This window comes from Lysinibacillus sp. FSL L8-0312, from assembly GCF_038003285.1.
Classification (GTDB): Bacteria; Bacillota; Bacilli; order Bacillales_A; family Planococcaceae; genus Lysinibacillus; species Lysinibacillus fusiformis_D.
This window is the reverse complement of record NZ_JBBOOV010000001.1, coordinates 1,901,122-1,912,913: the sequence shown is the minus strand read 5'-3', so window position 1 is coordinate 1,912,913 and position 11,792 is coordinate 1,901,122. Positions and strand designations below refer to the sequence as shown.

10 protein-coding genes, 1 riboswitch and 1 other annotated feature are annotated in these 11,792 nt (G+C 38.6%); all 10 genes read left to right on the top strand.

All coding sequences use genetic code 11. From position 1 onward, the window contains the following. Nucleotides 1-17: 17 nt before the first annotated feature. The 10 genes from MHI22_RS09700 (at nt 18) to MHI22_RS09655 (ending at nt 11,728) form a co-directional block, all read left to right on the top strand. Nucleotides 18-431 (top strand): DUF350 domain-containing protein, encoded by a 414-nt coding sequence (locus MHI22_RS09700; protein WP_036128246.1) that lies wholly within the window; start codon nt 18-20, stop codon nt 429-431. Nucleotides 432-859: 428 nt separating this feature from the next. Further along, nucleotides 860-2,554, top strand: coding sequence for an AMP-binding protein (locus MHI22_RS09695; RefSeq protein ID WP_036128244.1), 1,695 nt, complete (start codon nt 860-862; stop codon nt 2,552-2,554). Between the two features lie 147 nt (nt 2,555-2,701). Continuing rightward, the gene (locus tag MHI22_RS09690) at nt 2,702-3,283 is read left to right on the top strand and encodes a TetR/AcrR family transcriptional regulator (protein ID WP_036128243.1); all 582 of its coding nucleotides are present in this window, start codon (nt 2,702-2,704) and stop codon (nt 3,281-3,283) included. A 14-nt stretch (nt 3,284-3,297) separates the two neighbouring features. After that, on the top strand, nt 3,298-4,071 hold the full coding sequence (locus tag MHI22_RS09685) for an enoyl-CoA hydratase (protein ID WP_340811834.1): 774 nt from the start codon (nt 3,298-3,300) through the stop codon (nt 4,069-4,071). Between the two features lie 113 nt (nt 4,072-4,184). Further along, nucleotides 4,185-4,958: an electron transfer flavoprotein subunit beta/FixA family protein gene (locus tag MHI22_RS09680; RefSeq protein WP_036128240.1), complete on the top strand. Its 774-nt coding sequence runs from the start codon at nt 4,185-4,187 to the stop codon at nt 4,956-4,958. 47 nt (nt 4,959-5,005) lie between these two features. Beyond that, nucleotides 5,006-5,983 (top strand): electron transfer flavoprotein subunit alpha/FixB family protein, encoded by a 978-nt coding sequence (locus MHI22_RS09675; protein WP_058844336.1) that lies wholly within the window; start codon nt 5,006-5,008, stop codon nt 5,981-5,983. A gap of 129 nt (nt 5,984-6,112) precedes the next feature. Next, nucleotides 6,113-6,345, top strand: a binding site (T-box leader). Between the two features lie 91 nt (nt 6,346-6,436). Then, entirely contained in the window at nt 6,437-7,753 is a 1,317-nt protein-coding gene (locus MHI22_RS09670; protein ID WP_445668850.1) for an amino acid permease, read from the top strand. A 121-nt stretch (nt 7,754-7,874) separates the two neighbouring features. Then, nucleotides 7,875-8,186, top strand: a complete 312-nt coding sequence (gene trxA, locus MHI22_RS09665) for a thioredoxin (RefSeq protein ID WP_004226420.1) — start codon at nt 7,875-7,877, stop codon at nt 8,184-8,186. Nucleotides 8,187-8,309: 123 nt separating this feature from the next. Then, the gene (gene uvrC / locus MHI22_RS09660) at nt 8,310-10,100 is read left to right on the top strand and encodes an excinuclease ABC subunit UvrC (protein ID WP_340811830.1); all 1,791 of its coding nucleotides are present in this window, start codon (nt 8,310-8,312) and stop codon (nt 10,098-10,100) included. A gap of 109 nt (nt 10,101-10,209) precedes the next feature. Beyond that, nucleotides 10,210-10,388, top strand: a riboswitch (Lysine riboswitch). Between the two features lie 113 nt (nt 10,389-10,501). Continuing rightward, a complete protein-coding gene (locus MHI22_RS09655; RefSeq protein ID WP_271910643.1) occupies nt 10,502-11,728 on the top strand; it encodes an aspartate kinase in 1,227 nt (408 codons plus the stop codon). Nucleotides 11,729-11,792 lie beyond the last annotated feature (64 nt).

Genomic DNA, 11,792 nt, shown 5'->3' with positions numbered 1-11,792 from the left:
AAAGGGGACGGAGAAAAATGCTGAATTCTGGCTTTTGGCGATATCCAATTATCGAAACGGCAGGATATTTTAGTGTTGTTGTATTATGTTTAGTCGTCTCGATGGCATTGTTCGAAGTCGTTACGAAATATAAGAATTGGGAAGAAATTAAAAATGGTAATGTTGCTGTGGCCCTTGCAACAGGTGGAAAAATACTAGGGATTTGCAACATCTTTCGTTTTTCCATTGCACGCCATAGCACATTAAGTGAAATGATTGGCTGGGGTCTTTTTGGCTTTACACTATTGATTGTAGCGTATTTCTTATTTGAATTTATGACACCTCGTTTTAATGTAGATCAAGAGATTGCCAATGATAATCGCTCAGTTGGTTTCATTTCCTTTACCATTTCAGTCGGTCTATCGTTTGTAATTGGGGCAAGTATTGCATAGGAGTGTCATGACATGGAAAAATTAGCAAAAGTACTAATCATTGTCTGTATTGCATTTTTGGCAGTGGGCGTCTACTATATGATGACTGTTTAAGTAAAAAACGCATTCTCTTATGAGGGTGCGTTTTTTGTATTTACTTCAATTTCTGCTAACAGCTATTCATTTTCCTCCATAACCTGAATAAATAATTATTTTTATAGTATAGGAATATCCTCATAATTTTCTATTTGAAAGATTTGAGAATGAATGAGGATTCATAAGGTGTATGCAAATAAAACAGACTAAACATCTGTCATATTAATGTTGTGAATTGCATAATAATTAATCGAAAATGCATTTATTTTCTATTTTCTGTTTGAAACTGCATTTCTTTTTCATTATAATAAATATAAGAATTGACAAAGTTTGGGACAAAGGGGAGAGGACGTATGACAGCAAAACCATGGCTAGCAAATTATCCTGAAGAAGTACCACCGTCTTTAACGTTTGAGGAAATTCCAGTGCAAGAGTTTTTGACACGCGCCTATAAAAAGAATCCATCCAAAGTTGCGATTCATTTTATGGGGAAGGATTTGACGTACACCGAGCTATATGAGTCAGCTTTAAGGTTCGCAAACTATTTACAAGCATTAGGTGTGGAAAAGGGAGATCGAGTAGCCATTATGCTACCTAACTCGCCACAAAGTGTAATCGCTTACTACGGCGCTATGTATGCAGGTGCTGTTGTCGTACAAACAAATCCACTTTATACTGAACGTGAGCTTCAATACCAAATGGCTGATTCAGGTGCGAAGGTTATTCTTGTCATGGATATTTTATATCCAAGAGTGATGAAAATTATGAAAGAGACAGCACTTGAAAATGTTATCGTGACAGCCATTAAAGATTATTTACCATTCCCAAAAAATTTAGTCTATCCATTTATTCAAAAAAAGCAGTATGGCTTTAGTGTCAAGGTTGAACATAGCGGGCAAAATCATTTATTTTCAGAAATCATGCGCTCTGCACCGATTAAGGTAATTGATCATATCTCATTTGATTTTGAAGAAGACCTAGCACTCTTACAATATACTGGTGGAACAACGGGGTTCCCAAAAGGGGTTATGTTAACCCATAAAAATTTAATTGCCAATACGACAATGTGTGATGCCTGGATGTATAAATGTGTGCATGGTGAAGAGACCATTATGGGCATTCTTCCATTCTTCCACGTCTATGGTATGACAACGGTTATGCTATTATCAGTATTCACTCAAAATAAGATGGTGCTCTTACCGAAATTTGATGCTGAAACGGCATTAAAAACGATTGATAAACAAAAACCAACACTTTTCCCCGGTGCACCAACCTTATACATTGGTCTTCTAAATCATCCAGACATTGCGAATTATAATTTATCATCTATTAAGGCGTGCTTAAGTGGCTCTGCTTCATTGCCAATTGAAGTTCAGGAGAAATTTGAAGCGGTTACTGGTGGGAAGCTCGTAGAGGGCTACGGATTAACAGAAACATCACCTGTAACACATGCTACGCCAATTTGGGGTAAGCGAGTGATTGGTTCAATCGGTTTACCTTGGCCTAATACAGAAGCTATTATTTTACGTACAGGGGATACGGAAGAGCTTCCAGTTGGCGAAGTGGGTGAAATCGCTGTCAAAGGTCCACAAGTGATGAAGGGCTACTGGAACCGACCTGAGGATACAGCAGCGACATTTGTCGATGGCTGGTTTTTAACAGGTGATCTTGGTTATATGGATGAGCAAGGTTTCTTCTATGTAGTGGATCGTAAAAAAGATTTGATCATAGCGGGTGGCTTTAATATTTATCCTCGTGAAGTGGAAGAAGTGTTATACGAACGCGAAGAAATTCAAGAGTGTGTTGTTGCAGGCATACCTGACCCGTATCGTGGAGAAACGGTAAAAGCTTATATTGTTTTAAAAGAAGGATATTCGATCTCGGAGGACGAATTAAATAAATATTGCCGTCAGCATCTAGCGGCATTTAAAGTTCCTCGTTATTATGAATTTAGAGAGGAACTACCAAAAACAGCCGTAGGAAAAATTTTACGCCGCTCTTTGGTAGACGAAGAAAAAACAAAATTGGCGAATAAAGAAGCGAAATAAATACGTGTGAAAGTATTGACAAGTAATGCTGTAAAATATAATATGAAAATATGAATGAATGACCATTCATATTTTCATATTTTTTTAGGTTCACACGTCATATTGATATTGTAGACGTGCGCATGTTTTTTAGGTGGTGATATAAAAGTGAAACGAGATAAGCCGAAATATAAGCAAATTATTGATGCAGCTGTCATCGTTATTGCGGAAAATGGGTATCACCAAGCGCAAGTATCGAAAATCGCCAAACAGGCAGGGGTGGCCGATGGAACAATCTATTTATATTTTAAAAATAAAGAAGATATATTAATTTCTGTCTTTAATGAAAAAATGGCTGTTTTTGTAGAGTCATTACAAGATATAATAGAAAATGGAAGTACGTCTCGTGACAAACTTTCACGAATGATTGCCAATCATTTTAATGTTCTTGCGACAGATCGATACCTAGCAACCGTCACACAATTAGAGCTTCGCCAGTCAAACAAAGACTTACGATTAAAAATTAATGGTGTACTACGTGAGTATTTACATTTACTCGATCAAATTTTAGTCGAAGGTATGCTTTCAGGGGAGTTTAATCAGACGATGGATGTACGCTTGGCACGACAAATGGTTTTTGGAACAATTGATGAAACGATTACGTCGTGGGTTATGAATGACTATCGATATGATTTGATGGAACAAGTTCCAAAGGTTCAGGCATTAATCCTGAACGGCATTAAAGCTTAAAAGGATGTGGAGAAATGGAATTTCTAAGTTGGAAAGTAGAAGATGGGGTAGCGATTATTACAATTGCACGTCCACCAGCAAATGCATTATCTCGCGGTATTATTGCAGAAGTTAACGCTGTCTTAAATGCTGTTGAACACGATGATGCAGTAAGAGTCCTTGTACTTCATGGCGAAGGCCGTTTCTTCTCTGCAGGGGCAGATATTAAAGAATTTACTGGGGTAGAATCTGGAGAAGAATTTACGAAGCTAGCTAGCAACGGGCAGCAAGTATTTGAGCGCGTTGAATCATTTTCGAAGCCTGTTATTGCAGCCATTCATGGTGCGGCATTAGGCGGTGGGCTTGAATTAGCCATGAGCTGTCATATGCGATTTGTCACTGAATCGGCAAAACTAGGTTTACCTGAACTACAATTAGGTCTTATACCTGGCTTTGGCGGTACACAGCGCTTACCACGTTATGTAGGTGTAGCAAAGGCTGCTGAAATGATGTTTACAAGTGAGCCAATTACTGGTGCAGAAGCCGTGCAGTGGGGCTTAGCGAATCGTACATTCTCAGACGAAGCACTGCTAGATGAAACGCTGAAAATTGCGAAAAATATTGCAAAGAAAAGCCCAATTGCTTTAAAAGCAGCTATTCAAACATTGCAATATGCAAAGCATGCATCATTTTATGAGGGCATTGAAGCAGAGGCAACATCCTTTGGGACAGTATTCGTATCAGAAGATGCCAAAGAAGGAATTCAAGCATTCATTGAAAAGCGTGAGCCTGTGTTTACTGGCAAATAATTTCCCAAATGTCGATAACAGTTTTAAGATGTTATCGGCGTTATCGAAACTGAAAATATATAATATTTATAAGTTTACTTAGAATTATAAAACGTTCCAGGAGGTATGGATATATGAATATTTTTGCATTAATTAAACGTACGTTTGATACAGAAGAAAAAATCGTAGTGTCGGGTGGTAAAATCCAAGAGGACGGCGCAGAATTCATTATTAACCCTTATGATGAATATGCCATTGAAGAAGCAATCCAAGTTCGCGATGCTGCTGGTGGTAAAGTAACAGTAGTGACAATTGGTGGCGAGGATGCAGAGAAGCAATTACGTACAGCACTTGCCATGGGAGCAGACGAAGCAGTGCTAATTAATACGGAAGACGATTTAGATGAGTTAGACCAAAATGCAGCAGCTTATCTATTAGCGGAATACTTAAAAGATAAAGAGGCGGATTTAATTTTAACAGGAAATGTTGCGATCGATGGTGGTTCAGGTCAAGTAGGTCCACGTGTTGCAGACTTATTAGATATAAATTATGTAACAACGATTACAAAGCTTGAAATTGATGGAACATCTGCGAAAATTGTTCGCGATATCGAAGGAGATTCAGAGGTAATTGAAACTTCTTTACCATTACTAGTAACAGCTCAGCAAGGTTTAAATGAGCCACGTTACCCATCTCTACCAGGTATTATGAAAGCGAAAAAGAAACCGCTTGCAGAGCTTGAGTTAGATGATTTAGATATCGATGAAGATGATGTAGAAGTGAAGATTGAAACAGTAGACATCTTCTTGCCAGCTCAAAAAGCAGCAGGCCGCATTCTAGAGGGCGACCTTTCTGTACAAGTAAAAGAGCTAGTAAATCTACTTCACACAGAAGCAAAAGTTGTTTAATTATTTGATGTTAATCGAATCTTAAAGGGTAACGGAGGGAATATGCTATGTCAAAAAAAGTATTAGTATTAAGTGAAGTTCGTGAAGGAAGCTTACGTAATGTTTCTTTCGAAGCAATTGCAGCTGCAAAACAAATCGCTGATGGTGGCGAAGTTGTTGGGGTACTTTTAGGAGATGCTGTAGCAAGTTTAACAGGACCATTATTTGAATATGGTGCTGACCGCGTAGTAACAGTGGAACACCCACATTTAAAACAATATACATCTGATGGCTATAGTCAAGCACTATTAGCTGTTATCGAGCAAGAAAAACCTGCTGGCATTGTCTTTGGACATACAGCAAATGGAAAAGATTTATCGCCAAAAATCGCAAGTAAATTACAAGCAGGCCTAGTATCTGATGTTACTGCTATTGAGGGTGCAGGCGATGATGTTGTCTTCATCCGACCAATTTACTCTGGTAAAGCTTTTGAAAAAGTGAAAGTGAAAGAAGGCGTTGTTTTAGCTTCTATTCGTCCAAATAACATTACACCTTTAGAAAAAGCAGAGGGTAAAACTGGCGATGTGTCTGCAATCACTGTTGATATTACAAACCTTCGCACAATTATTAAAGAGGTTGTTCGCAAATCTTCAGAAGGTGTTGATTTATCAGAAGCGAAAGTAGTCGTTGCTGGTGGTCGTGGGGTGAAATCTGAAGAAGGTTTCGAACCATTAAAAGCGCTAGCAGATTTACTAGGCGGTGCAGTTGGAGCATCACGTGGTGCATGTGACGCTGAGTACTGTGACTATTCACTACAAATCGGTCAAACTGGTAAGGTAGTCACACCAGATCTTTATATTGCGGCTGGTATTTCGGGAGCGATTCAACATTTAGCAGGAATGTCAAATTCAAAAGTAATTGTTGCAATTAATAAAGATCCAGAAGCTAATATTTTCAAAGTAGCGGATTATGGTATCGTTGGAGATTTATTCGATGTGATCCCACTTCTAATAGAAGAATTTAAAGCGTTAAAAGTAAACGCGTAATGCACAAGCGGGAAGGGCTAATCCTTCCTGCTTTTTTTGTGATGAAGTACTATTTGAAAATTATCGCAAAATAAAATATTGACATAATTAACGTTAGCCAGTATAGTGATTGATACAATAATAATGATTAGAAACGCAAAGATTAGGAGTAGTAAAAGCTCATTATTCGGTGAAGAGAGCTGCGGGATGGTGCAACGCAGACCAATAAGACTTTGAACTTGCCTAGGAGTGGTAACATAAATAGAATTGTCGGATTATTCTATTTGTTTGACGATTAACCTTCGTTACAAGGTTTTTAAGCTGGGTTCTCAAGAACCAATTAGAGTGGTACCGCGGTTTGCTGATAGCATATCGTCTCTTCTTTCATTTGATGATGAAGGAGTAGATGATATGCTTTTTTGATTTTTAGGAGGTAAGAAAGTGGAAAAAAACAAGCAACAATTAACAAGAACTATGACCTCGCGTCATATCACCATGATGGCGTTAGGTGGAGCCATCGGAGCAGGTCTATTTAAAGGAAGTAGTGCAGCCATTGATATGGCAGGACCTTCAGTGCTGATTGCCTATTTAATAGGGGGCATTATTTTATTATTTGTCATGCAAGGTCTAGCAGAAATGGCTGTTCGAAATAAAGAAGCAAGAACGTTCAGAGATTTAGTTCAATCAGTGTTGGGAAAATACCCTGCTTATTTCCTAGATTGGATCTATTGGAAAATGTGGGTTTTAAATATTGCAGCAGAATCTGTCGTCGCCGCTATTTTTATTCAATATTGGTTGCCAGAATATCCAATTTGGATACTTGCCCTGTCTGTTTCTGTGTTAGTGACAGCCATTAATTTATTATCGGTGAAAATATTTGCGGAAACAGAATACTGGCTAGCATTGATCAAAATTACCGTTATTATTGTCTTTATTATAGCAGGACTTATTTTATTACTTGCTACGTTTGGAAACCATAGCGCCGTTGGTTTTTCTAACTTAACTGAGCACGGTGGTTTTTTCCCTAACGGATCTATGGGATTAATTGCTGCTATGTTAGTTGTTATTTATTCTTATGGTGGTACAGAAATCATTGGGATTACATTAGCAGAAACGAAAAATCCTGAGAAAGTAGTGCCAAAAGCGGTTCGTAGTACATTAGTACGTATTGTTACATTCTATTTACTGCCTTTCTTTATTATCGTAAGCTTGATTCCATGGAATGAAGTAAACGGAGTTCCTGAAAGTCCTTTTGTAATGGTGTTCAAAATGATTGGCATTCCAGGCGCAGATCACATTATGAATGCTGTTGTGATACTTGCCATTATTTCTTCCATGAATTCAGGGCTTTATGGCTCATCCCGTGTACTATATACACAAGCTGTAGACGGACGGGTTCCTAAAATATTTGCCCACTTATCTAAAAGAAAAGTGCCAGTATATGCTATTTTAATGTGTACATTAGCGATGTATTTAGGAGTTATTCTATCTTTATATGTTGGCAGCAAGACTTTTGATTTTCTAATGGGATCACTTGGCTATACCGTGTTATTTATTTGGTTAATTATTGCGATTGCCCATTTGAAATCCCGTAAAAAACAAGCAGAACATACAAGTGCCTATGAAGTAAAATGGTTCCCGTATACAACATGGATTGCCATTATGGCGTTAAGTGCGATTTTAATTGGGATTATTTTTACAACATCTATTATCGTGACAAGCATTACGTTAGGCATTTATCTTTTTATAACATTCACCTATGTATGGAAAGGTCGTTATCAAGCCAATTAATGGTCTTTATAGTTTTTTTCGACACAGTTTTTCATAAAAAATACATTGCAGGCAGATTGTTCGCTCAAGTGAATTTATCCATGCTATACTACAATCATAGTAAGTTTAAGGAGGATTTCAAATGGCAATTGTACATGCAACAGATGCTACGTTCCAGGACGATATTAAAGAAGGGTTAGTACTTGTAGACTTTTGGGCTGCTTGGTGCGGACCTTGTAAAATGATTGGGCCAGTTCTTGAAGAAATGGACGCTGCAGGAAGTGCGGCTAAAATTGTAAAAGTTGATGTAGACAATAACCAAGGTACTGCAGCTCAGTATCAAATTATGTCAATTCCATCTTTACTATTATTTAAAGATGGAGAATTAGTTGACAAAACTGTAGGCTTCCAACCGAAAGAAGCTTTAGAAGCATTTATCGCAAAACATGCGTAATTAATGAAGTTCACAAAAGCCGGGCCATCAATAGATGTGTTCGGCTTTTTTTCGTTATATAATAAAGGTAATATCTATCATATTCAATTGAGGGGAATTTTTACGTAGGGGGGCAGGTAGGTAATGAACGATTTAATCAAGCGTAAACTAGATATTTTACCGGATCAGCCTGGCTGCTATTTGATGAAGGATCGTCAAGGGACAATCATTTATGTGGGCAAAGCGAAAATACTGAAAAACCGTGTACGTTCTTATTTTACGGGAACACATGAAGGCAAAACACAAAGGCTTGTCGGTGAAATAGAAGATTTTGAGTATATCGTGACATCATCTAATATTGAAGCACTTATTTTAGAGCTGAATCTCATTAAATTACATGATCCAAAATACAATGTCATGCTAACAGATGATAAGACATATCCATATTTAAAAATTACGAATGAAAAACATCCACGTCTTATTACGACACGTAAGGTAAAAAAGGATAAGGCTAAATATTTTGGTCCTTACCCCAATGCTTATGCGGCAAGTGAAACGAAAAAGCTATTGGATCGATTGTATCCATTGCGCAAATGTGTCCAATTGCCTTCCAAAGTTTGCTTGTATTATCATATGGGGCAATGTTTAGCACCTTGTGTAAAAGAAATTAATGGTCAGGTTTATCAAGAGATGATTGAGGATATGACGAAGTTTCTAAATGGTGGTGTCGAGGCAGTCAAAAAAGAGCTTGAAGTTAAAATGCTTGCAGCTGCTGAAAACTTAGAATTTGAGCGAGCGAAGGAGTTTCGCGATCAGATTGCACATATTGATACGGTCATGCAGAAACAAAAAATAGTATCAAGTGATACAACGAACCGCGATGTATTTGGCTATGCCGTCGAAAAAGGCTGGATGTGTGTGCAAGTTTTCTTTGTTCGCCAAGGAAAGCTGATTGAGCGTGATGTCTCGGTTTTCCCAATTTATCAAGATGCTGAGGAAGAGTTTTTAACATTTGTTGGCCGCTTTTATGAAAAACCAGAGCATATTAAGCCGAAAGAAATTTTTATTCCACAAGCAATTGATGCAGCCATCTTAACGGAGTTATTAGAGCTTAAAGTTCTTACACCAAAAAGAGGTCAAAAGAGGGAATTGGTTGAATTAGCAACTAAAAATGCTGAGATTGCTGTGGCAGCTAAATTCCAGCTAATTGAACGGCAGGAAGAACGGACAATTGGTGCTTGTGAGGCACTTGGTGAAGCAATAGGTATTTCAACGCCATTACGAATTGAGGCATTTGACAATAGTCATATGCATGGCACGGATGCTGTATCGGCTATGGTTGTCTTCATTGATGGAAAGCCTGCGAAAAAGGAATATCGTAAATACAAAACGCGTACGGCTGCAAAGCATGATGATTACGGTGCGATGCAAGAGGTTATACGTCGGCGATATTCGCGTGTCTTAAAGGAAGGCTTGCCATTGCCAGATTTGGTCTTAATTGATGGTGGCAAGGGGCAAATGGAAGTCGCCCGTGAAGTACTAGAAGATGAGCTTGGACTTGTTATACCGATTGCAGGTTTAGCAAAAGATGATAAGCATAATACGTCGCAGCTATTGTTTGGTGATCCACCAGAAGTAATTGCCTTAAAGCGTACTAGTGATGGCTTTTATTTATTACAACGAATTCAGGACGAAGTTCACCGCTTTGCTATTACCTTCTTGCGCCAACAGCATGAGAAGCATGCCATTCAATCGGTGTTAGACCATATTGAAGGTGTGGGGCCAAAACGCAAGCAGCAGTTGCTCAAACATTTTGGTTCAGTTAAGAAAATTCGAGAGGCGAGCGAGCTAACTTTGCAGGAGGCAGGAATACCTGCTAATTTAGCGAGCCAAATTTATAGCTATTTTCAGCAAGAGTCATTGTCAAAGGAATAGACATGTGCTAAGGTTGTAAATAACATTGTTCGTCAATGTGATGAATAGCGAACTGGTGTGGCTAGCATGTTGACGCCAGCGTTAAACCAATTGAATACATTCACTTTATGGTGATGATAGAGGTGCAAGATTCAAGAGTAACACAATGGAGGATGAACAAGTCCAGAGATCGTGTGTGAAAGGGGAGCTTGCCGAAGTATAGCATTGTTGTTTCCTTTGTTGTACTGGTTTTACATTTAAGAAATGTAAGATTGTCGATTCTAAAAGTTTCGGAGAGCTATCACACATGCACAAGTTACGATCATTGTACATGTTATAGGCAGCTTTCACGTTATGTGGAGGCTGCCTTTTAGTTTTCTAGAAGCAGGTGAAATATATGACTGGAAAGGAGAACGCAAGAAATGGCTAAAATAGTGATGAAGTTTGGAGGGGCTGCACTAGCTTCTACTGAACAAATCCAAGAGGCAGCAAGGAAGGCGATTGCTGAAAAGGACAGAGGCTTCGATGTAGTCGTGGTCGTTGCAGCAATGGGACACACAATGAAAGATGTGCAAACGATGGTACATCAACTAACGGACGAAGTGCCCAAACGAGAATTAGCTGCAGTCGTGTCTACGGGCTCTCAATTATCCAGCGCTTTATTTGCCATCGCATTACAGGAAGCGGGCTATGAGGCAGTGTCCTTAACTGGATGGCAAGCAGGTATACATACAGATTGTAAGTATCGTCATGCACGTATTGACTATATCGATGACAGTCGTATTGAAGAACATCTTGTACAGGGACAAATTGTAGTGATTGCTGGAGAACAGGGTATTGATGAGGAACAAAATATTACTACACTTGGCAAAGGCGGAGCTGAAACAACAGCTATAGCACTCGCGGTAGCATTGGAAGCAGAGCGAACTGATATGTACACAAATGTTGACGGTGTTTATACAGCAGATCCACGCTATGTCAGCAAAGCTCAAAAGCTGCAGGAAATCTCCTATGATGAAATGCTGGAGTTATCTAATTTAGGATCACATGTTATTCATCCTCGTGCAGTGGAGTTAGCAAAAAAATTTCAAATGCCCGTTATTATACGCTCTAGCTTAGTAGAGTCAGTAGGTACTTTATTGAAGGAGGAAGTGGAAATGGAGAAAAATTTAGTCGTCCGTGGTGTAGCCTTTGAGTCAGATATTATCCGTTTAACAGTGGGGTATGATGCGTATGCCGATGGTGCATTGGCAGATATGTTTACAATCCTTGCAGAAAACCGCATTAATGTAGATATTATTGTACAGGCAATCATTGATGGCTTAAAACCAACTGTGTCTTTTTCCATTTTAAAAGAAGAATTTGCGGAAACATTGCGTGTTCTAGAAGATAGTAAATTGTCACTTGGCTTTAGTTTTGCTGACTTTGAAATAGGGTTGGCGAAGGTTTCTATCATTGGCTCAGGTATGGCCTCTAATCCAGGTGTGGCTGCTCGCATGTTTGATCGATTACGTCGTGAAGATATTCCTATAAAAATGGTTAGTACGTCTGAAATAAAAGTGTCTGTTGTTGTACCACAGGATGATATGATTCGTGCAGCAAATGCCTTGCATGATGAATTCAATTTAGAGCAAGCACTTTATATATAATAATAGAAGAAACAGTATTTTATGTAATAGTCCGAAATTAAAGGAAGAAAAAAGAAGGATTGTC